Here is a 23,155-nt window from a genome sequence, read left to right as displayed (position 1 = left end):
AGTGTTTAGTGGATAAAAAATAAAATTTCCAGTTCATTTTTTTATTCCTTAAGAGGGTCAAATTGAAACCTTTTCCAGGAGACGCGGAAGGAAATTGAATAGGATGATGTAAAAAAAGGAAATTGGGAATGTAAGCTGTTGTTCGGATGCCTTTAACTAGTCTTAGGTTTTAGCCTCCTTTTTTGTCCGCGTTTTGTCCCAGCCTGGTTAAGACAATTTTAATAGAACAGCCGTTAGTTTTATAGAATCGTCTTATAGACTTTTCAGATAAAAATGATAAAATAATCATTAGAGAGGTCGTACATAAAGAAGGGATTCGAATGAAACTTTGGTTTAAAAAAATATCAGCCGTTTTAATTACGCTGCTGACACTTGGAATATACATACCGCCGACTTATCTTGATGCGAACGCTGAAGGGGAGAAAGACGATTCGTTTCCTGCAGATGAAGAACTGCAGGGCGCTGATTCTGCCTTTTCTGAAATAGAAGAAAGTGAAAGCGATTTAGATGGAATAGAGGATGACGAGGATAGTACTGACATTGACGTCAGTGATCATTATATACAGATGTTTACAGAGCAGGCCAGGGAACAGACGTTTAACAAACTCGGCCCGCGTATTGCAAATAAAGTGGAAGATGACTTTATGATGGATGTTTTTCCAAGCATGGAGGAAGTCATTAGTACTATCCTGGATGAGCTCGATGAAGAAGAGTTTACCTACTTGGAAATAGAGGAACAGAAGGCCTCAGTAAAAGGTGAAAAGATTTTTAACATATATAATCATCAGGCCAAAGAAGATGTAGCACGATTCCATGTCCGCAGGGACCTGAAGCCGAAAGACGGTTATTGGTTTAACTTTCATTATCACCTGAGGGATGATAACTTTGAAGAACACCATGATCTCGGTAATATTTACTGGGATAAAAATACACCGCCCAAATGGATGTCATGAAGACACAGATATAAGAATGTGCAGCTGGATGCACATTCTTTCTTTATACCTTGGCTATGTTAATGTTTAATGTTGATCATGAAAGGCGGCGAGACGCCAGCCGCACAGAAAACCGGGCAGACTGAAGGAACAGGGGGGCTCTTCCTTGAAAAACATCTCTATCACCTTACTTATTCTTACTGTATTAACAGGAGTAATTCATTTCTTTCCTTCTAATATAAGTGCGGAATCTGTCGTTCTAAATGATAGCAGGGGTGAAATTGATTTAGCGCCCTACATAGAAGTACTCGAGGATAAGAACAATGAATGGACGATAAACGATGTAGCAGAAGGAGAAATTTCAGAAAAGTTTGAACTCAATCAGGGCGGGGCGCCCAGTTTTGGTTATACCTCATCCGTTTACTGGGTGAGGTTTCAGTTACATAATCAGTATTCAGGCGGGGAGTGGTATTTGAAACTGGATAATCCGACAATGGATTACACCTCTCTTTATCTATCTGAAAATGGGGAATTTGAAGCATGGGAAATGGGTGATCTTTACCCGTTCGGCCAAAGAGAAGTGACTAACAGGAATTTTATTTTCCCGCTCAATCTTTCAGAAGAAAATGACTATGTTATTTACATGCGGTTCCAGTCTGAAGGGGCGATGCAGCTTCCGTTAACTATGATGGACAGGGACTCTTTTTTATCCATCACCCAGCAGGATTATATTATTTTAGGGCTGCTTGCAGGACTGGCTTTTGTCATGGCTCTTTACAACTTGTTCGTCTATTTCTCTTTACAGCATAAAAGTTATTTATTTTATGTTTTTTTTATAATAGTTAACTTATTAACCTTTTTATCGTTTTCCGGTCTCGCTTATCAGTTTATCTGGCCGGAAGCTGTCTGGTGGAACAACCGGTCCATTGTCTTTTTTATGGCAGTCTCAAATATCCTTGCTATTCTGTTTACAAACAGCTTTCTGGAGCCTGAGAAATTGGTGCCGAGAAGTGTTAAATGGTCTATTGCTTTACTATTAATGAATTTTTCCGTTCTGATTGTATTAGTTTTTTCATACCCTTTAGCCCTTGATTTTGTAGTGCTTGCCACCGGAATATCTGTCGGATTTATATTGACTGTTTCTTTGATTACCTTGAAAAATGGCTTTCGCCCTGCGCGTTTTTTCTCATTAGCCTGGTATATATTTATAGCTGGAGTAGTCGTTTCCATACTGACAGATGTTGGCGTTCTTCCTTTTACATTTATGACAAAATACGCCTGGCAGATTACTACGTCTCTTGAACTGATTCTTCTTTCTTTCGCGCTGGCGGATAAGATTACGATCATGAGAAAGGAGAAGGATCAGGCTAAGAGGGAAGCGATTGAGAGCCAGCAGGAGATGCTTGAGCATTTAAAAAGAACGGATAAACTGAAAGATGAATTTCTTGCCGTGACCTCTCACGAACTGAGGACCCCGTTAAACGGCATAATAGGCATAGCTGAGTCGATGAAAGATGGAGCAGCAGGAGAAATAAATGATTCTGCGAGAAAAAATCTGATGATGATTATTACAAGCGGAAAAAGGCTGGCCCATTTAATTAATGATATTATTGATTTTTCCAAGCTTAAAAACAATGATATGGATTTGCATATTAAAGAAGTGGATGTGAAAGAAACAGGGGATATGGTGGTAAATATGTGCCAATCGCTTGTGAAAAGTAAGCCGGTTATTATTGAGAATCACCTGGAAAAGGGGCTTCCGGCTATTGCGGCTGATGAAAACAGGTTTCAGCAAGTCTTATACAACCTTATTGGTAATGCCATTAAATATACGGCAGAGGGGAAAGTTTCCATTTATGCTTATGAGAAAAACGGGTTTATGAAAATTGAAGTGGCTGATACCGGCCCCGGAATTGATGAAGAAGAATTAGAATCCATTTTCTTCCCTTTTGAGCGTGGAGGCGCAAACAGTGATGAACATGATGAGGGCATGGGGATCGGCCTCAATATCAGTAAACGACTCGTAGAACTTCAGGGCGGAAGAATGAACGTCAGGTCCGGGAAGGGAAGAGGTTCTGTCTTTACGTTCTCTATCCCCCTCTATAGAGGACAGGAGAAAAGAAACGTTGCGGCAGGTACTGTCCACCCACTCTCTGTTGAAAAGGAGGCTTTTACATTTTTCAGTCAGCCGGAAACGTCAGGAAGTAAAAAAACAGGAAAAAAAATATTAGTAGCTGATGACGAGCCGGTGAACCTTCAAATACTTATTAATTATTTAAGCCTGGAGGGGTATGAAGTGAAAACAGCCTCCAGTGGCGAACAAGCCTTAAGGCTTCTGGAAGATGAGAAAGATTTCGACCTCGTTATTCTGGACATTATGATGCCGAAAATTTCAGGATATAAAGTTTGCCAGGACATCAGAAAAACCTATTCACTTACAGAACTGCCTGTTCTTATGCTGACAGCCAAAAATCAGATAGAAGACAGACTGGCAGCTTTTGAAGCCGGTGCGAATGATTATCTCGTAAAGCCTTGTGATAAAAGAGAACTTTTGGCCAGAACTGAAACGTTTCTGCATTTAAGCCGAGCTGTAAAGGAAATAAAGGACCGGGCTGAAGAATTAAATAACATGAACCTGAAGTTAAAAGAAATGAACGATATTTTAGAAGTAAAAGTAGAAGACAGAACAAAAGAGTTAGCTTTAAAAAATAAAGAGATGAACAGCAAAAATGAAAAACTTATTAAACTCGAAGAAGCAAGAATCCAGCTACTGTCAAATATCTCCCATGAACTCGGGACACCAATTACTTTTTTACAAAGTTACGTTCAGACAGTGAAAGAAGGGATAATTGATGCTAATAACCCTAAGTATCTGGAAATCGTCCAAAACAAAGTGAAGCTTCTTGACCGGCTGATAAACGATCTCTTTGATTTAGTAAAATTTGAATCAGGGAAAATGAGCCTTAACATTGAGACTATTAACCTTAAAGACTGGCTGCAGCACATTCATGAGACGTTTATGTTAGATGTAGAAACTCACCGGCTGTCCTTTCCGCTTCCGGTAATAAAGAATGACAGGCTGGACACAGAAGGAGTTTTGTCTGTTGACGGAGAAAGAATGGAGCAGGTCTTTTATAATCTTATTAACAATGCTGTCAAGCACAGTTTGCCTGGCGGTAAAATTGAAATATCAGCCAGCATCTGTCCGTATGATAAAAACAAAACAGCGAGTGAGTTTGACGGGAATGTCATTATTGAAGTGAAAGACAATGGAACAGGGATTGAGGAAGAAGCCCTTCCTTATATTTTCGAGAGGTTTTACAAGGGGGGCATCGCAGAAAACAGTGAAAGCGGCACAGGGCTTGGGCTCGCTATTACGAAGGAAATAATTGATTACCATAAAGGGGAGATATGGGTGACAAGTACAAAGAATGCTGGCACTTCCTTTTTCTTTTCACTTCCGCTGATTTTAAAAAGAGCAGGTCAAAAGAATGTTCATCTGTAAAAGGAGTGGTAAAAGATGGCCGGGGATAAAATACTTATTGTTGAAGATGACGCAGATATTCGTGAATTGACCTCTTTATATCTGAAGAAGAAAGGCTTTGAAGTAATCACTGCGGAGAATGGGGCAGCAGCGTTAAAGCTGACAGAAACAGCCGATCCGCAGCTTATTTTATTAGACGTTCTGCTCCCTGGAATGGAAGGTTTTGATATCTGTCGTGAAATAAGGAATAAAACGGAGACCCCCATTATCTTTTTGAGCTGCAAGCGTTCCTCTTCTGATAAAATCAAAGGGTTAAACGCCGGGGGCGATGATTATATAACAAAGCCGTTTGATTTGGCTGAATTAGAGGCGCGGATCAGGGCTAATTTGCGGCGGAATGGTCCGCTGGCATCCGGTGAGGAGAAGAAGAGCCGGTATTTATCTTGGGGAGAAGTGAAAGTGGATTTAAACAGTTTCGACGTGTTTGTTAAAGAAGAACGTGTCTCTTTATATGCAAAAGAGCTGCAATTATTATTATTTCTTATGAAACACCCGAACCAGGTCTTCAGTTCAGAGCAGCTTTATAACCACATTTGGGGATTCGACCATTACGGTGATCTGAAAACAGTCTCCGTCCATATACGTAATCTCAGGAAGAAAATTGAAGAAAATCCCGCCAAGCCCGAGTATATCCAGACAGTCCGGGGATTTGGTTATAAATTTAATAATAAAAAATAAATATGAGAGAAAAATTTACGGAAAAAAGAACATTTTTCCTTTTTTTAACTTGGATTTAACCTGCAAGAAGTATATTAAATGACAGAAAGAGTCGGTAAGGAAGCGTTTAAGGGTAAAAGTTTAAACTGAAAAAGGAGGGATAGGGGGCAATTGCAAGGTTAATTATCAGAATATTCGGTTATGGAATTTATTTCTAAAAGATGGTATGGCCGTTTAATTCACTTTTGAGAACAGAGGAATTTAATCAGAAAGGAAGTATAAGCGGTCGAGAGTGATAATCTTATTTTATATCTACGGAATGCAAGGTCGACAGATAAGGGACCGAAGACAGGTTAGAAAGGACAACTTTTTACCTTCCTACTAGTTAAAGGCAAACCTGTTGAAAAGCAGGGACGCAAAGCTACGGGTCTAAGGGCTGGGAAACGCCTAAGATCGCCGGGCCGCCTATTAGGCATCTGTGGGAAAGGAGGTCTGGGGGGAAATGGAAAATATCGTACACTCCACCTTGGACAAAGAATGGGAGCAGTTAATGGTTGAAGCAAAAGAAATAGGCATGACAACGGAAGAAGTACGCACGTTCTTCCAGCAATCTTTAAACAATTTACCGGCGTCTGACATAAATCATCAAAAAGGGAATGTTTTATAGACGGGCTGGGCAGATCATACGTTAACTGTTTCAAATAATTATTTGAAACAGTTTTTTTGTGGAAATAAATGGGGGGTCTGACCCCTATATCTAAATGGTTTTGTATAAAAGCATAGATTTCAGTTCACCAGGCGGACGCTTGCCCAGGGGCTTGTCCTTTTAATCTGCCGGTGCACTCTCGGCGAAGGCTTACCCGAGGGCTTGTCTTCAACTAACTTTCCCGAAGGATTGCTTCGGGAAAGTGGATTTTCAGACTTCGCTTATCCTCCGGGTGTCCTCGCCTTCGTGCCTAGGAAAAATAGTGTATTTACCCATTTACTTTTTTCTTGATTAGCTAAATTCAACTCAGCCTGTAGCTTCGTTGAATTGGATCTTCAGCCTTAACCCCTCGGGCGTCGCCGCCTTCTGTCCATCAATCAAAGAAGCTAAAGCTGTGGAATAACTTATAAGACTTAGTTTCACGGGAGTTAAAAAAAATAAATTAATGTTCAACTGTTCCAAAACTGTTTTAGTTTAGTGTCAGCTTCTTTTATGTGGAAATAAATGGGGGGTCTGACCCCAGGTTGTTGAGACTGTCACAAAAGTGTCATAATATAAATAAGCACATTGTGTGTATCAGGGGGGCTATTCCTTTAAAATAGGAATGTAAACACTATACAGACAGTTAAAACAGTATGTTATGAGGAGGCTGTGAACAGTCATGACGCAGCTAAAACAAATGGCACAGGAACAAAAAAAGAGCAGGTCAGCTTTGATGGTATCTTCGTTTATGATCGGGGCATCCATTATCGCCCAAGCCTGGTTTATTGTGCTCATCGTTGATCATATATTCTTAAATAACGGCGCATTCGGGGAGACTTATTTCTGGCTTGGAGGTCTCTTGGCAGCGCTATTAACAAGAGCATTGTTTACTTATGTGAACGGACGAACAGGTATGAAGATGGCAAGCCATGTAAAGAGTGATGTGAGAAAGAAACTTTTAAATAAATTCAGCAGGAATCCTTTGCAGGCATCCTTGAAGGGGCAATCTGGGGAAAAAGTGAGTGTGCTGATGGATTCAGTCGATGAGATTGATAATTATTTCCGTCATTACTACCCGCAAATGATTCAGTCTTCCATTGTACCTCTTATGCTTCTCATCGCAGTATTCTGGATGAATTGGGTGTCAGGGCTTATATTAGTCATAACCGCGCCTTTTATTCCGATTATGATGATTGTCGTAGGAAAAAACACGCAAAAGAAATCAGAAGAACAGATGGAGAAGCTGACTGTCTTCTCGGGGCGGTTCCTGGATATTCTGCAAGGACTCTCAACTTTGAAGTTTTTTGGGCGGGCAAAAGAAAAGAAAGAAGATATCCGGCTTAGCAGTCTGGATTACCGGGACGCAACGATGGAAGTATTAAAAATTGCTTTCTTATCTTCTCTTATGCTTGAGTTTATCTCAATGCTCAGTATTTCTCTCGTTGCGCTTGAAGTCGGTTTCCGGCTCGTCGTTTATGAACAGCTCACGTTCTTTACTGCCTTTTTTGTTCTTATACTTGTCCCCGAATTTTTTACTTCACTAAAAGAATTAGGAAGTGCTTTTCATACAGGGAGAGGAAGTATGGGAGCGGCCAAACGTGTGGCTGCTGAGTTAGAGGCTGAGGAACATCCGGTAACGTGGGGAGATATCTCATTGGATACCCAGGAGACCCCTCCTGCCATTTCCTTCAGAGACCTCAGTTTTTCTTACGGCGGAGAGGCCTTGGCTCTAAATAAACTCAATTCTGAATGCGAGCCATACAGCGAAATAGCTGTGGTTGGCAAGAGCGGGGCAGGAAAAACAACCTTGCTGAATTTAATTGCCGGTCTAGTAGCTCCAACTGAAGGAGAGATCATAGTCAACGGCCGGCCGTTAAACACTTACAAAGAAACAGACTGGTATAACCAGCTCAGCTATATTTCTCAAAATCCTTACCTGTTCTCCGGTACGATAGAAGAAAACATTATTCTTGGAAAGTCCGGGAATGTCACACGGGCTGAAGTAGAACAGGCAGCTGAAAAAGCTGGAATTGCCGAGATGATTTCAGAGTTAAGAGACGGCTATGAAACGGTAATTGGTGAAGGCGGAAGAGGGCTGTCAGGCGGCGAAAAGCAGCGGGTAGCGTTAGCCCGTGCTTTCCTGAAGGAGCCGACCGTTATATTATTTGATGAGCCGACAGTCGGGCTGGATCTGAAAACAGAACAAATTCTCCAGCGTTCTATGAAAGAGCTTGGAAAATCGTCAACTATCATTACCGTTGCCCACCGTCTTCATACGATAAAAAATGCGGATCAGATTCTGTTTTTAGAAAATGGCGGGCTGACTGCCGCAGGGACGCATAAAGAGCTTCTGCAGGAGTCAGAGGCATACAGCAGCATGATCTGTGTCCATCAAGGAGGGGAAGCAGGATGAGAGAAACAGGGATGATTATGACGCTGATGCTTAAGGAAAGAAAAGATGTTCTTTTATCCGTGTTATTCGGCTTTCTTGCGGGAATGGGTGCGGTGAGTGTGTTTGCCAACAGCGGGTACCTTATATCCAAAGCGGCGATCATGCCGCCCCTCTATGTCCTGACTGTAAGCATCGCACTGCTGAAACTTTTCAGTTTTACACGGGCACTCAGCAAGTATGCAGAAAGGTATTACTCGCACCGCGCAACATTTACGATTTTGAGTAATCTCCGAGTCCACTTTTTCGAAAAAATAGAGCCGTTAGCTCCGCGTATTTTTCAAAGATACCGGAGCGGGGATATCCTTTCGAGAATCGTAGGGGACGTAGAAAGTCTGCAAAACTTTTTCCTCAGGGTATTTTACCCTCCGATTGTTATGCTGATTGTCTTTTTAGCAACGATTGCTTTTACGATGTATTTTTCGGTATACATCGGTTTAATTTTAGCAGCAGGGCTCCTTCTGACCGGTTTTTTGATACCTGCCATGTTTGCGGGGAAACACTGGAAAATTGAAGGGCAAGTCAGAGAACGCCGGGGAAATCTGTCAGTAGAGGCGACTGAGTTCCTCTACGGCTTCAGAGATTTGAAAATCCATCAGAAACTGGAACAGCAGGAAAGCAAATTAATTGCGGCTTCAGACCACTATATCAGCGGGCAGGAGAAAGCCGGGGCCCGGATGCTATTCAGCCAGTCCATCAATCAAGGTGTTACTATGGCTGTTTCCTGGCTCGTACTTGGAGCCTCGGCATATTTAGTAACTGTCGGCGAACTGGAAGGCGTTTTTATCGCTATGCTCGTTATGATTTCACTGACTGTTTTTGAGAATGCTGTGCCTATGGCCGCCTTTCCGAATCATTACGAAGACAGCAGGCACGCCGCAGCGAGGTTATTTTCAGCAGTGGAAAGCGATGAGAAGTCTGAGGGAGAACAGGCAGAGCAGAAAGGGGTCATACTTGACCGTTCAGAACCTTGGGGCATATTAATAGATCATGTCACTTTTAATTATCCCGGGGAAGACCGCGCAGCACTGAAAGACGTTCAATTAGCGATTCCTGCAGGCTCCAAAACAGCTGTCGTAGGACCGAGCGGGTCAGGAAAATCGACATTGCTTCAGCTTCTTTTAAAAGTTTACCGTGCAGACACCGGCAATATTCATATAAACGGCCGGCCTGTAACTGAAATAGATGAAGAAAGCCTGTGGATGGGCACGAAAGCACTTCTCCAGGATCAGCACTTCTTCTATGGAACGGTGAGGGAAAATTTACAGCTTGCCGGTGACGGACTGACAGATGATCAGATGAAAGAGGCGCTGGCTCACGTGCATTTGGCAGACTTTTCACTCGATGACCAGGTGCTCGAAAAAGGCGGCAATCTTTCAGGAGGAGAAAAGCAGAGGCTGGCAGTTGCCAGAGGGCTTTTGAAGGAAGGACGTCTCTGGCTTCTCGATGAACCAACTTCTTCTGTGGATGTACTGACGGAAAAAAAGATATATGACCATCTATTTAAAGAAGCTGAAAATGACACGGTTATCCTGGTCAGCCACCGGTTAACAGGACTTGAACAAATGGACCGGATTATTGTAATGGAGCAGGGAAAAATCGTTGAAACAGGGACGTATGAGGAATTAATGGCAAAACAAGGCTATTTCTATGAAATGAAACAAATCGAGAAAAGTGTTTTTTCAGCCTGAAAAAGGGAATAACTGGGGGGTCTGTCCCCCCAGTTATTCCCAAAATTAGTTATTTATCATGGCATCGACCTGATCCCTGTTAGCTTCAATCCAATCTTCAGCAGATTCTTCGAAAGGGCGGTCTTCTTCTTCATATTCGAGCATCATCGCCTCTAAATCAGCCACTTCAATACTCCACTCAGAAACTATATTGTAGACTTCCGGATATTTATCTTCGATACCATTATATGAAATAACATAGACATTATCGGTTTTAAAGTACTCTTCTTCATCTTCCAAAAATTTCAGATCAAATTTTGCAAACATGGAGTGAGGTCTCCAGCCAGTAAATACTACCGGTTCTTCATTACGTATTTTTTCTTCTACATCAGCCATCATCGCAGGCTCACTTGATGTCATAAGGGTATATTCATCTTCCAGGTCATACCCCTCCAAAACTTCTTCTGAGATACTTACAATACCGGCACCAGGGTCGATGGTTACCACATTACCATTAAAATTATCAGCCTTCCCCTTTAACTCAGCGATGCTGTCTTCTTCAACGTAAGTTGGCACTACCCATCCTAAAGGAACCTCTTCATAGCTAGTAGTAACTTTTTGTAAATGATCTTCATAACGAGCCCATAATTCCTCTTCAGTATAGGGGAGCCATGCATCCATAAAAAAATCAATATCTTCATTCATTAAACCTTCAAAAATGATAGGCTGATCTAAATACACAAATTCGACCTCATAGCCGGCTTCTGCAAGAATCTGTTTCATAATTTCTGATGGGGCTTCAGTACTTGTCCATGTAGTGACACCTAAGCGGATCGGTTCGCTTGATGAGTCTTCTCCAGCTGTGTTTTCTTCTCCATTATTGTTGCCAGTCGTACCAGCCGGGTTATCTGAATTCCCTCCGCATCCTGCAGTAAAAAGCAGGCTCATTCCACCCATAAAAGTAATGACTTTATTTCTCATATAACATCCTCCTTAGGACAGATCCAGATTATTAAATACTGTTCTCATAGTTTCCGGAGTAAATTTAAGTGAGTCGGGTTCGGTACCTATCCAAGCTTGATAAGGACTATTGTTTAACCTTTTCACCATTTCTGCTGAATTATAAATAGTCATATCATAAATCCAATTGGCCATAATCATTATAGAAGACATGTGGGCTCCTTCATTGGTCGTGGAGCAAATATCTTTGACTAAATGAATCTGGTAGTCTCTGAAATAGGCGTCAAACACTGAAGTCATTACACAGCCATCAGTAACGAACCCTCCTACGATAAGATGTTTAATCCCCATGTTACGAAGCATTAAATCGAGAGGGGTTTCGTGAAAAGCACTCCAGCGGTATTTATCAATGACCAGGTCTTCTTCGCGCACATCTATGCCTTCGAGAATGTCACAGTGCTCTGTTGACGAATTATAAAACTTCGGCTCACCCTCACTCGTTAAAGGTTCTCCATTAGAGAGCCCCCTATTGTCTGCACGGTTGATTTGCCTTGTGAAAATAACAGGCACATTCTTCTTCCTGCAAACACCAATTAATTCTGATGTTTTATCTTTAATGTCTTCTATTTGTGTAATACCAAACTGGGATTCTTTTTGTAAATCTATTAATAATAATGCCGTATTTTTCTCATTCAATTGAGTCACCCTCTTCTTTAGACTGGTCTTTTTCCTTTGGTAAAAAACTGAATATTTCTCCGCTATCCATAGCGTTGGCTAATTTCATTGTCCATTCAAAGTATTGATAGGACTGGTCCATCTTTTCTAAATCCTGTTTAGCTGCTTCTTTTGCCTCCTCTGATGCCGCAGAATTAATGATGTCCTGTAAGGCGGGCCGTGCTTGTTCGGAACCTTTTATAATCAGACTTCTTTCCTGTCTCATTTTTTTCACAAAAAAATTAATGAAATTTTTAAAGAAATCTTTCTCAGCTATATAATGGTCTTTTCTATCACCTTTTTTCCACACCTTAATAACCATTTCAGTATCAAGAAGTTCCCGCATACCATTGCTGACACTGGCCTTGCTCATCGCAACTTCATCTTTAATGTCATCAAGTGACATTGGTTCATCAGAATAATACAGAATACCGTAGATTCTTCCGACTGATGGAGTAACGCCGTAAATAACCATGGTCTGGGCAATAGCACTGATCATAACATCTCGTGCTTCTTCTAATTTTGAAAAGGGGGAATCAGTCATGTTATACCTCCTGTAAATAATTAGCGTTTATTTAATTTGTTCAATTTGTATAATTTATATTAAATGTTTTGTACAAAATATATTTTATCATGAAATTTATTTCAGTCAAATGGAAAAGAAGAGGGGATATTAAAGAAAAAGCAGTGAATGTATAAGCTATAACAAGGTAATCTTCTTATGAGCAGTTAAACGATCTAATAGCGGCAAGGGTCACTGCTTATCGGGGGGGCGGAAGCGGTAACTATTAAAATCATCAGGCTGGAACACAGAGCCGGCTTAATAAAAAAACACCACTGAAATAAGTTTCAGTGGTGAAGGGGATATTATTTATCAGTGATTAAAGTTGCTGCGCTAATAAAGGGCGCGCGATGTGTCCTTTAGCAATCCAGACACTGATTTGATCTTCTTCTGTCTGCTGTTTTAACAGCGTGTTGCCGGTACTCTTGCACCATCCCTCAATATCTCTTGCAAAGCCTGGGTCTGTCACACTTATTTGCAGCACCTGGCCGTCTTCCAGTTCTTTCATCCCTTTGTGGACTTTCATTATCGGTCCGGGGCAGGATAAGCCGCACGCGTTAATTTCAACCTCAGCTTGGAGGTTCCCCTCCTCAATGGCCGGTTCGTTTTTCCGGCTGTCCATTTCTTCCTGGACGGAATCGGAACACTGGGCATTAACACACGAATAGGTTTTATACCCGCCGCTCAAGTTGACCGGCTGAAATCCGTTTTGTTCGAGAATACGGGTTGCCAGGTATCCGCGAAGGCCGACTTGGCACGTAATATAAATTTTACGGTCTGAAGGCAGCTCACTGAGCCGGTCGCGTAACGTGTCGAGCGGGATATTTATTGAGCCTGGAATAGCGCCCATCGCCACTTCTTCCGGGTTACGGACATCAACTAACGTCCCGCCGTCAGCGACGATCCTGTCAATCTCATGGTGGTGAACGATTTCCAGAGCACCGTCAGCAATGTTGGAGGCCACATATCCGAGCATGTTTACAGGATCTTTTGCAGACGAATACGGCGGCGCGTAAGCGAGTTCCAATTCAGGGAGATCATATACTGTTAAACCGCCTTTAATAGCTGTAGCTATGACATCAATCCGTTTATCGACACCGTTAATTCCAACCCCCTGGACTCCGTAAATTCTGCCGTCTTCAGGATTGAACGTCAGTTTTAAAGAGACAGGAAATCCCCCAGGGTAATAACCCGCGTGAGATGCAGGATGGACATGCACCGCTTCATAGGGCACATTCAGATCTCTCAACGTCTTTTCATTATTCCCTGTGGCTGCTACGGTAAGATCGAACACTTTTGCAATGGCAGTTCCGAGTGTCCCTTTGTACTTAACATTTTTACCGTAAATGTTGTCAGCCACGATACGCCCCTGACGGTTTGCAGGCCAGGCAAGCGGCACCATTGTGGGGTTCCTCTGATTAAAGTCCTTCACTTCAATCGCGTCACCGATCGCATAAATGTGAGGATCTTCAGTACGAAGGGTGTCATCAACAATGATTCCTCCGCGTTGACCTACCGGTAATCCGGCATTAACCGCCAGCTCATTTTCAGGACGGACACCGATCGAAAGAATGGTCAGGTCGCTCTCAAGCTCTTTTCCGCTCGCTAAAACAACTTTTTTTCCATTTTCACGGAAAGCTTTGACTCCATCTTCTAAAATAAGGGTTGCTTTGCTGCTCACATGTTCGTGGACGATAGAGGCCATTTCATAATCGAGAGGCGCCATCACCTGGTCAGCCATTTCCACAATTGTCACGTCAATTCCCCGTTCGTGCAGGTTTTCAGCCATTTCCAGGCCGATAAACCCTCCGCCGATCACGACTGCTTTCTTTGGATGCTCTTCGTCAACCCAGCCTTTAATTTTGTCTGTATCAGGAATATTGCGGAGTGTGAATATATTCTGTGCCTCATTTAACCCGTCAATAGGCGGAACGATTGGACGCGCGCCAGGTGAGAGAACAAGTTCATCATAGGATTCAGTATATTCTTCACCTGTCTCTGCTTTTTTGACAGTGACAGTCTGGTCGGCTCGGTTAATGGCGGTCACTTCAGTCAGGTTACGTATATCAAGGTTAAACTTTTTTGACATACCTTCAACTGTTTGAACGAGCAGTTTATCACGGTCTTCAATTGTGCCGCCAATATAATACGGCAGTCCGCAGTTGGCAAATGAAATATGCTCACCTTTCTCAAAAACTGTAATATGGGATGTTTCATCAATTCTTCTTAATCGGGCAGCTGCTGTAGCTCCGCCGGCGACACCGCCGACAATAATAATTTTTTTAGACATAGGAATTACCTCCTGTAATTTAAAGCATTCGTTTTTTGTTAAATACCTATAAGGGTATATTACAGCAGGTTTAACACTATGTAAATGTCTTTAAGTAAGAAGTTGTGACCGTTATGTGAAAATTAACACATACAAAAAAGAGGCCCTCAATTATGAGATAAGCCTCTTCATAGTCAGCTGTTTTTTTGCTTAAATTTTTTATATTTTTCAAGTGCGGCAGAATCGTGGTCCGGGTAGTAGGCGTTTAAATAATCTTCATAATGCGGCCCGTAAGCATCAATCGTTTTTTTAGTTCCGAACGGCTTCCAAAACAATTTATTCAGATAATACTCCCACTCTTCAAGATCACCGCTCATACTCTCGCCTTTTTGGAAACGGTGGGCCAACTCTTCAAGCTGAACCCGGATCAGTCCAATATTCATAAAATAAATCCCAAGGATACTTATAACCACTGCAAGAATAATAATGATATACCACATAACGCTTTCTCCTTTTGAAACCTTCGTAATCTCTTAACCTATTTTAACACTATAAAAAATGATTTGTCGCCTTGGACGGTCAGGAGGGCCTTTAATGCAAAGCAAAACCGCCAGCCATTTAAGCTGACGGTTCTGTTGGTGTTTATTTATTTTCGTCTTCCCATGCGTTAACTTCTCTTTCAGCATCTTCTCTCGATTTTCCATATCTCTCCTGGATTTTCCCAATAAGCTTTTCTTTGTTGCCGTCTACATGCTGTAAGTCATCATCGGTCAATTTCGACCACTTCTTTTTCGTTTCTCCAGTAAGCTGTTTCCATTTACCTTTTAATTGGTCTTGATTCATTAGTAATCTCTCCTTTGGAATTAGCTTTCGATTATGTTGTTGATATACCACTTGTTTTGGAGAGTGAAACTTATACGGGCAAGTTTGGTACAATAGTTAGTGTAATATATACATATTTTGGATGGAGTGAGAGTGTGGACTTACAAACTTATAGATCTTTAGATGCGACTGATCTCTCAGAACTTATACGAAAAAAGGAAATGTCACCCTTGGAAATTTTTGAGCTTGCCTGGAAACAGCTTGAAAAAATAAATCCTGCCTTGAACGCAGTGGTTCATCACCGGGGGGAACAGGCCTTGGAGGAAGCGAAGAATATAACGGGTGCAGAAGGTATGTTTGCCGGGGTGCCTTTTCTCTTAAAAAATGCCTCACAGGCAATGAAAGGAGAAAAATTGACAGTGGGTGCCCGTTTGCTCGCTTCCCATTCGGCAAAACAGGATTCCCATTTAGTTAGAAAGCTTCGCGTTAACGGCATAATTGCAGCCGGCCATACAAACACACCGGAATTCGGATTAAAAAATATAACAGAGCCTGAGCTTTACGGGCCAACAAGAAACCCTTGGAATACCGGTCATTCTCCCGGCGGTTCAAGCGGCGGTTCAGCAGCGGCTGTGGCAGGCGGGATTGTCCCGGCAGCCGGTGCGAGCGATGGCGGGGGATCGATCAGGATTCCTGCTTCATTTACAGGATTATTCGGGTTAAAACCGACCCGCGGGCGCATGCCTGTAGGACCCGGTTCCGGCCGGCAGTGGCAGGGGGCAGCGATCGATTTTGTACTAAGCCGTTCGGTGCGTGACAGCGCTGCGTTGTTTGATTTACTCCAGACAGTCCAACCTGAGGCAGCTTTTCAAGCGCCTCTTCTGGAAACACCCGTGCTCCAGGAAAAAGAGAGTGACTGGGCGAAGCCCTTGACTGTCGCTTTTTCCACACAGTCACCGGTCCACACGCCAGTCTCTGATGAAGCAGTGGAAGCGGTGAAAAAGACAGCCGTCTGGCTTGAAAAAGAAGGCCACAGGGTTGAAGAAGCCTCCCCTGAGCTGGACGGAGTGAAACTGATAGAGAACTATTACTTAATGAACAGCGGCGAAATGGCAGGAGTCGTCAGCTCGCTGGAAAAAATGTCAGGCCGGAAAATAACAGAGGACGACCTTGAACTGGAATCCTGGATGCTGAGTGAAGCAGGTAAAAAGGTATCGGCGGCAGAATTTTCTTTAAGCCTTCAGGCATGGGATGCCGCAGCAGCGGTAATCGCCTCTTTCCATAATCGGTACGACCTTTATGTTACCCCGACAACTGCTTATCCCGCCCCAAAGATAGGAGAGTTCACCAAGTCGCCATCCGATGCTGAGGAATTCAGAAGAAAGCTGGCAGAAGCTTCTTCGAGCGGACAGCAAGCTCTCATTTACGAAATGTTTCTTCCAAGTCTCGCTTATACACCTTATACGCAACTGGCAAACCTCACTGGCCAGCCGGCTGTGTCACTGCCCCTCCATCTAACGGGAGAAGGCCTTCCTCTAGGTGTCCAGGTGATGGCTCCAAAGGGACGGGAAGATCTCCTGTTCAGACTAGCCTTTCAGTTGGAGCAAAGTGAATTATGGAAAGGGATGAAAGGAAACCCCGTATTTGAAGGATGCGAGCGTTGAAGCGCTGGGATATAAAGCTTTTACAAGGGAAACCACCAATTCAATTTAAACAGCCAGATAGTAACAAGACGGCTTTATCTTTGTGTCTGTCACGTCGACACGTGTCTATATAATTTTCCTTAAAAATGAAACTTTTTCCTGGAAAAGGTCGTACAAGGTATTAAGAACGTGCCAAAGAGGAGAGATCATATGCAATCTTCTAAAAGAACCCTGTTATCTCTGTCCGTAGCGGGGGTAATTGTGCTTGCAGCATGCGGAGAAAATAGTGAGTCTTCCAGCCAGGCTGAGTGGGACTCTTTTTCTCCTGAAGAGTTCCCTGACGTTTTTCTGGCGGGGGAATTTGAACACATTTATGAGCAGACAAGCAATGAATTCCAGGAAAATGTGCCCTATGACGAGTTTGAAAGTCTTGGCAAGAATTTCAGCCGGGAAGCAGACACCTTTGAACTTGTTACTGATATAGAACTGAATGGGCTAATGGAATATCAGTGGATGAACAGGGATGGTACAAAGGGGATTAGAAGTTACTTTTCGGAGGATTATACGATCGAAGGGCTGCGGCTCATGCCATTGGACTTCCCTTCTGAAAGTGAGGCAGCTTTCACCGAAAATACATATCGGATGCCGGTTAATAATGATTGGGTTGTGTTTTGGGGAGGGACGAACGAGCTTGTCAACTACCATTATCCTTATGAAAACCAGCGCTATGCCTATGACCTCGTTGTCAAAAAAGACGGAAACACTTTCAGGGGGGATCCTGAAGACAAGGAGAGTTACCATGCATTCGAAAAAGCGGTTCTCGCACCAGCGTCAGGAAAAGTGGTGAGTGTTGAAGACGGAATCCCTGATAACACGCCGCAAATTGAAACAAATGAAGAAGCTCCTCTTGGCAATCACGTAATTATCGAACATGGACACGGAGAGTTCAGCGTAATCGGCCACTGCAGAAAAAACTCTCTGATCGTTTCAGAAGGAGATGAAGTCTTCCCGGGCGACGTCTTAGGGCTGGCCGGAAATTCAGGAAACTCCAGTGAACCGCATATTCATTTTCATGTGGCGGACGGCGCTGACTGGCAAGAAGCAAAATCACTGAGGATCCGTTTTAGTGACGGCGAAGAGCCGGTCAGAGGTGAGGATGTAACCGGGTTTTAGCGATTCTTCCTGAAAAAATAAGGGCGATAGGGAAATAGATAGTACAACAAGTTTAAAAGATAGAGGAGAGATTTAAGAGGCAAGGGGGAACTCCCTCCCTTGTTTTTCTTTTTATGTCCCGTGCCGCAGCTTCAGGCATCGAGCCCTCATCAGCGGTAGAATAGATTAAAATGTATAGAATAGCAACCAGTAAAAATAGATAAATGATTTAAACGAAGTGAAAGGGAGTTGATGAAGAGAATAAGTAAACTCTAGAAAACTATGCAACTGCGTCAGTTTCCAAGGAAGATACGTGGGGAAATAAAACTTCCCCCTGAACTGTTAGGTACAGAGGGGGATTAAATAAAAAATCATACTTAAGGCCGCAGTTCAATCGCAAGACTGTGTCTAAATCCGGCAGCAATTTTAATGACATCTGTTAACCTTAACACTTGGACTGGGACATTGCTGAAATTATCTCTTCCATCTGTGCCATTTCCGAGTTGGCCATTATTGTTCCATCCCCAAGCACGAACAGTGCCATCATCGAGCATAGCGAGACCGTGGCCAGGCTCAGCCATACCGCCTCCAAAAGCAATAGCAGTAGCATTATCTATACCTGAGACTTGAACCGGGACAGGGCTCTCATCAATATCTGTGCCATTTCCCAGCTGACCAGTTGAGTTTTCACCCCAAGCCCAAACTGTACTGTTTTCAAGAGCAAGGCTATTACGTCCACCAGCAGCAATGGCAGTAGCATTATCTATACCTAAGACTTGGACTGGGACATTGCTGTCCTCAAATACTGTTCCATTCCCAAGCTGTCCAGTGTTATTCCACCCCCAAGCCCGGACTGTCCCATCACCCAGGAGAGAAAGGCTGTGACTACCGCCGCCACCTACTGCCGTGGCATTCGTTAAACCTGTTACTATGACGGGGACATTGCTATCATCATTTGTGCCATTCCCAAGTTGCCCGTACTCATTCCACCCCCAGGCGCGAACCGTGCCATCGGCTAGGAGAGCCAGACTGTGATAGTCACCCCCGGAAATGGCGATAACATTTTCTAAACCAGTAACTCGAACAGGGACATTTCTGTTTTCAAATGTGGCATCTCCAAGTTGTCCATTTTCATTCTCTCCCCAAGCCCAGACGGTGCCATCGGCTAAAAGAGCGAGGCTATGATCATAACCGACACTAATGGCGACAACGTTAGTTAAGCCAGTAACTCGAACAGGGACATTTCTGTCCTCAAATGTCCCATCTCCAAGCTGTCCATCATTATTAGCGCCCCAAGCCCGGACTGTCCCATCACCTAAAAGTGCGAGGCTGTGCCACAATCCGCCAGCTATGTCAATAACATTGGATATATCGGCGACTTCAACAGGGACATTGCGGTTTTCTGTTGTCCCATCTCCAAGTTGTCCAGAAGTATTATTACCCCAAGTAAATAAAGTAAGTGTTTGTAAACCCATCATATATCTCTCCTTTTATTGTTATAAAGAATCTTTTAATCACTCTATGAGGAAGATTATATTTTGAAAGGTACAAACCGGTAAGATAACATTAGGTACTCTGAGATGAAAGGTCTGGCTGTTTTGTTGCTTTAATAAGCGTTATTGTATAATTGTGTTATCCAATACATTTTTGTGGAAATAACCCCCCTTGAACTGTTAAGTACAGAAGGGGTTATTAAACAAAAATCGTACTTAAGGCCTTAGTTCAATTGCAAGACTGTGTCCAAATCCACCGCTGATATTAATGGCATTCATTAAACCTGTGACTTGAACCGGAACATTGCTGTCATTATTCGTGCCATTCCCGAGTTGTCCGAAATCGTTAAATCCCCATGCCCAAACTGTTCCGTCTTCAAGAATAGCTAAGCTGTGGTCTCCAAATCCAGTAAGGTTTGTGCCGCCCCCGGCAATGTCGATAACATTGGAAATGCTGGTGATTTCAACAGGGACGTTGCTGTCATTATTTGTGCCATCCCCGAGTTGTCCCTCGAAATTTCGTCCCCAAGCAAATAGAGTAGAAGTTTGTAGACCCATCTAAATCTCTCCTTTTATATAGTTATAAAGCATATTTTTAACATACTATGAGAAAGATCATATTTTGAAAGGTACATACAGGTAGGATGAATTAGCCCAGGATACTAGCCTATTGACAGGGCTATCTTTATTTCGCTCTTCCTTATTACGTCATTGTATAATTGTGTTATCTGATACAAAGTTAAGGTATTCTCCACCATGTGAGGAAGTAAAAGTTCCCCCTTAACTGTGAAATCAGAGGGGGGTATTAAACAAAAATTAGGGTGCAGCTCATAAAATAAAATTAATATTTAAAAGCTGTATCTCCTTTAGAAACTTTGTCAAAGGGTTGATAAAACACTTTAACTGCTTCGTGAATTTTCTTAAGGATAATAGTCTTGTCATTAATGAAAAGAAGAAATGTGATTTTTTAGGCAAGCAGCTGATAATGAGGAACTGTTGTGGTGTAATTGAGGATCCGGGTCACGGAATCAGGGTTCAATCGGCGAAAATCTGATTCAATCAGCGGAAAAAGGCCTCCTATCAGCGAAAAAGTAATTCAATCAGCGAAACCTGCCCTTCAATCAGCGAAAACCAGAAATCCAGGCACCTTCCATGTTAAAATGCTGGTAGGCATAAAGAAATGGCAGGTGAGACCAATCGAACCTATTTTGGAACTGAAACAGTTATCGAAAACATTTGGTAATGAACACGTCTTAAAAGAAATTGATTTAACGGTAAATGAAGGGGAAATTATCGGTTATATCGGTCCTAATGGTGCGGGAAAAAGTACCACGGTGAAAATTATGCTCGGGCTGATTGAGGAATTTGACGGCCAAGTGAGTATTTTTGGCGAGGATATTTCCAGCGGGGACCATACATACAAGAAAAGAATCGGTTATGTCCCTGAAACAGCGGATCTGTATGAGAATTTAACAGCTTACGAGTATTTGACTTTTACAGGCGAACTGTACGGCATGTCGCATGAGGAAGCAGACGCCAAGGCGGCAGAGCTGACAAAGCTGTTTGGCCTTGAAGAGGTGTACCATTCAAGAATTTCTTCCTTTTCAAAAGGGATGAAACAAAAGGTGCTGCTTATTTCAAGTCTGCTTCATAATCCCGACCTGTTATTTTTAGATGAACCATTAAGCGGGCTCGATGCCAACAGTGTCATGATTGTTAAAGAGATATTGGCTAAGCTTGCAGCCGGGGGAAAAACCATCTTTTATTCCTCGCACATTATGGAAGTTGTCGAGAAGATCAGCCACCGCATTGTCCTGCTTTCGGACGGCAGGCTTATAGCAGACGGGAGTTTCGAAGAGCTGAAAGGGCAGAATATGGACGGAACACTGGAAGAAATTTTTAATGAGCTAACGGGCTTCGATGAACATGAAAACATTGCTGAAAAAGTCGTTGCCATCGTTCAGGAAGGGTAAAAAATGAAAAGTTATCCGTCCTTAAAGATTGTCGATGTATTTAAAGGCGTGTTCCAAAGATTTGGTGTGGATTATCCGGCGATGAGGAGAATCCTGCAAATCAAGCTGACGATGGACCGGCGCAGGATGCCGACTGTGTTTAATGAAGCCGGCAGGCAAAATAAAGATAATGAATCAAACCAGTTTTTGAAATCCCTGTGGATTTACGCTTTTTTAGGTTTAGTCCTCATTCCATTTATATTAATCAGAGACAGCTATATTCTGCCTATGACTCTCGTTTACGGGGTGTTGATGTTTCTGCTCATGACTTCAATGATTTCGGACTTTTCGCAGGTCCTGCTCGATATCAGGGATAAAAACATTTTAAATACGAAGCCGGTAAACAGGAGGACGGTTAACGCGGCGAAAATGGTGCATGTGAGTATTTATATGTTTATTCTCACTGGTACAATTACCGGAATACCTTTACTGGTCAGTCTGCTCGCGCGCGGGTGGCCGTTTTTCATTGTTTTTCTGGGGCAGATTATTCTCATAGACTTGCTAATAGTCGTGGTGACGGCTCTCTTATATATCCTCGTTTTAAGATTTTTTGACGGTGAAAAATTGAAGGATATTATTAATTACGTTCAAATCGCTTTATCGTTATCAATTGTGGTCGGTTATCAGCTCGTGATCCGCTCGTTTGAAATTTTCAATCTCGACTTTACGTTTGCACCTCAATGGTGGCAAGTATTTCTGCCTCCCGTCTGGTACGGCGCGCTGTTTGAAACCCTCCTTGGCGGAAGCCGTGATATCTATTTGATTGTGTTTTCTATATTAGCTGTGACCGTCCCGTTCCTGTCAATTTATATATACATTAGAGCAATTCCGTCCTTTGAAAGAAACCTGGAGAAACTGTCGCATCAGGAGCAGGGAAAGAAAAAGAAGAAAGGGCGTCTTGGCCGGTTTCTTTGTAAAACGAGAGAAGAAGAGATATTTTATTATTTTGCCCGGAAAATGATGAAAAACGAACGACAGTTCAAACTGAAAGTCTATCCTGTATTAGGCCTGTCCTTTGTCATTCCTTTTATTCTTATTTTTAACGAGGTGCGCATGAGCTCATTTGAAGAAGTGGCGGCCAGCCGCTATTACTTATCGGTGTATTTTTCAGCTATGATGATCCCGACAGTAATTCTCATGCTCAGGTACTCTGAGAATTTCAAAGGATCGTGGGTCTACAAAGCACTTCCGGTGACAAACAGAAGCCCAATAGTTAAAGGCACGCTGAAAGCTTTTATAGTGGCATTATATGTGCCTGTATTTACTGCCTTAAGCGGCATTTTCATGTTCATTTTTTCCGTAAATATTTTTCCTGATTTAATCGTAGTGTGGCTGGTGTCCAGCCTGTATGTCTTATTCTGTTTCAAAGTGCTGAACGGAGAGCTCATGCCTTTCTCTGAATCGTTCGAAATGGCCCAGCAGGAAACGGGGAAAGTGCTGTTTTTGTTCGTCCCCATCCTGGTGTTGTACGGCATTCATTTCTGGGTAGGCGGACTCACTTTCGGCACACCGGTTTATGGAGCTGTCCTCTTTGTAGCCAATATGGTGCTGTGGAGAAGACTATAGAAAAAAGAACGTGCCGGACGAT

Annotated in this window: 18 protein-coding genes and 1 riboswitch; of the genes, 10 read left to right on the top strand and 8 right to left on the bottom strand. The window is 42.8% G+C overall.

Annotated elements, in window-relative coordinates:
- Nucleotides 1-320: 320 nt before the first annotated feature.
- The 6 genes from BMW59_RS09345 to cydC all read left to right on the top strand — a co-directional run bounded on the left by BMW59_RS09345 (nt 321) and on the right by cydC (nt 9,961).
- Nucleotides 321-953, top strand: a complete 633-nt coding sequence (locus BMW59_RS09345) for a YpjP family protein (protein ID WP_093050735.1) — start codon at nt 321-323, stop codon at nt 951-953.
- Between the two features lie 145 nt (nt 954-1,098).
- The gene (locus BMW59_RS09340; protein ID WP_093050732.1) at nt 1,099-4,437 is read left to right on the top strand and encodes an ATP-binding protein; all 3,339 of its coding nucleotides are present in this window, start codon (nt 1,099-1,101) and stop codon (nt 4,435-4,437) included.
- 15 nt (nt 4,438-4,452) lie between these two features.
- On the top strand, nt 4,453-5,154 hold the full coding sequence (locus BMW59_RS09335) for a response regulator transcription factor (RefSeq protein ID WP_093050729.1): 702 nt from the start codon (nt 4,453-4,455) through the stop codon (nt 5,152-5,154).
- A gap of 359 nt (nt 5,155-5,513) precedes the next feature.
- Nucleotides 5,514-5,602: riboswitch (cyclic di-GMP riboswitch) on the top strand.
- 33 nt (nt 5,603-5,635) lie between these two features.
- Nucleotides 5,636-5,800: an anti-repressor SinI family protein gene (locus tag BMW59_RS09330; RefSeq protein WP_093050726.1), complete on the top strand. Its 165-nt coding sequence runs from the start codon at nt 5,636-5,638 to the stop codon at nt 5,798-5,800.
- 700 nt (nt 5,801-6,500) lie between these two features.
- On the top strand, nt 6,501-8,234 hold the full coding sequence (gene cydD, locus BMW59_RS09325; RefSeq protein WP_093050723.1) for a thiol reductant ABC exporter subunit CydD: 1,734 nt from the start codon (nt 6,501-6,503) through the stop codon (nt 8,232-8,234).
- Nucleotides 8,231-9,961 (top strand): thiol reductant ABC exporter subunit CydC, encoded by a 1,731-nt coding sequence (gene cydC / locus BMW59_RS09320; protein WP_093050720.1) that lies wholly within the window; start codon nt 8,231-8,233, stop codon nt 9,959-9,961. Before cydD ends, cydC begins: the two co-directional genes overlap by 4 nt.
- A gap of 45 nt (nt 9,962-10,006) precedes the next feature.
- Here cydC and BMW59_RS09315 read toward each other — a convergent pair whose 3' ends face one another.
- From BMW59_RS09315 to BMW59_RS09290, 6 genes are all read right to left on the bottom strand, one after another.
- Nucleotides 10,007-10,921 carry a glycine betaine ABC transporter substrate-binding protein gene (locus BMW59_RS09315; protein ID WP_093050717.1) on the bottom strand — a complete coding sequence of 305 codons (915 nt, stop codon included), beginning with the start codon at nt 10,919-10,921 and terminating at the stop codon, nt 10,007-10,009.
- Between the two features lie 12 nt (nt 10,922-10,933).
- The gene (locus tag BMW59_RS09310) at nt 10,934-11,605 is read right to left on the bottom strand and encodes a cysteine hydrolase family protein (protein ID WP_342739926.1); all 672 of its coding nucleotides are present in this window, start codon (nt 11,603-11,605) and stop codon (nt 10,934-10,936) included.
- Nucleotides 11,589-12,158 carry a GbsR/MarR family transcriptional regulator gene (locus BMW59_RS09305; protein ID WP_093050711.1) on the bottom strand — a complete coding sequence of 190 codons (570 nt, stop codon included), beginning with the start codon at nt 12,156-12,158 and terminating at the stop codon, nt 11,589-11,591. Before BMW59_RS09305 ends, BMW59_RS09310 begins: the two co-directional genes overlap by 17 nt.
- Nucleotides 12,159-12,495: 337 nt before the next feature.
- Complete coding sequence (locus BMW59_RS09300) at nt 12,496-14,466, bottom strand: CoA-disulfide reductase (protein ID WP_093050708.1); 1,971 nt, start codon at nt 14,464-14,466, stop codon at nt 12,496-12,498.
- Nucleotides 14,467-14,639: 173 nt separating this feature from the next.
- Nucleotides 14,640-14,945, bottom strand: coding sequence for a hypothetical protein (locus BMW59_RS09295; protein ID WP_093050705.1), 306 nt, complete (start codon nt 14,943-14,945; stop codon nt 14,640-14,642).
- Nucleotides 14,946-15,087: 142 nt separating this feature from the next.
- Nucleotides 15,088-15,288: a CsbD family protein gene (locus BMW59_RS09290; RefSeq protein WP_093050702.1), complete on the bottom strand. Its 201-nt coding sequence runs from the start codon at nt 15,286-15,288 to the stop codon at nt 15,088-15,090.
- A gap of 134 nt (nt 15,289-15,422) precedes the next feature.
- Between BMW59_RS09290 and BMW59_RS09285 the strand changes: the two genes are divergently transcribed.
- Both BMW59_RS09285 and BMW59_RS09280 read left to right on the top strand, forming a co-directional pair.
- Nucleotides 15,423-16,931, top strand: a complete 1,509-nt coding sequence (locus BMW59_RS09285) for an amidase (RefSeq protein ID WP_093050699.1) — start codon at nt 15,423-15,425, stop codon at nt 16,929-16,931.
- A 189-nt stretch (nt 16,932-17,120) separates the two neighbouring features.
- Entirely contained in the window at nt 17,121-18,083 is a 963-nt protein-coding gene (locus tag BMW59_RS09280) for a M23 family metallopeptidase (RefSeq protein ID WP_093050695.1), read from the top strand.
- Nucleotides 18,084-18,439: 356 nt separating this feature from the next.
- Here the strand turns inward: BMW59_RS09280 and BMW59_RS09275 are convergent, their stop codons facing one another.
- Both BMW59_RS09275 and BMW59_RS09270 read right to left on the bottom strand, forming a co-directional pair.
- Complete coding sequence (locus tag BMW59_RS09275; RefSeq protein WP_177174258.1) at nt 18,440-19,537, bottom strand: RCC1-like domain-containing protein; 1,098 nt, start codon at nt 19,535-19,537, stop codon at nt 18,440-18,442.
- Between the two features lie 234 nt (nt 19,538-19,771).
- Nucleotides 19,772-20,113, bottom strand: a complete 342-nt coding sequence (locus tag BMW59_RS09270) for an RCC1 domain-containing protein (protein WP_093050689.1) — start codon at nt 20,111-20,113, stop codon at nt 19,772-19,774.
- A 602-nt stretch (nt 20,114-20,715) separates the two neighbouring features.
- Here BMW59_RS09270 and BMW59_RS09265 point away from each other — a divergent pair.
- Nucleotides 20,716-21,528, top strand: a complete 813-nt coding sequence (locus BMW59_RS09265) for an ABC transporter ATP-binding protein (RefSeq protein ID WP_093051102.1) — start codon at nt 20,716-20,718, stop codon at nt 21,526-21,528.
- A gap of 3 nt (nt 21,529-21,531) precedes the next feature.
- The gene (locus BMW59_RS09260; protein WP_093050686.1) at nt 21,532-23,133 is read left to right on the top strand and encodes a hypothetical protein; all 1,602 of its coding nucleotides are present in this window, start codon (nt 21,532-21,534) and stop codon (nt 23,131-23,133) included.
- Nucleotides 23,134-23,155: the final 22 nt, after the last annotated feature.

Origin of the sequence: Salipaludibacillus aurantiacus (genome assembly GCF_900111295.1) — a bacterium.
Taxonomy (GTDB): domain Bacteria; phylum Bacillota; class Bacilli; order Bacillales; family Salisediminibacteriaceae; genus Salipaludibacillus; species Salipaludibacillus aurantiacus.
Note: the sequence above shows the minus strand (reverse complement) of the source record. Positions and strands in the feature narration are given on the sequence as shown.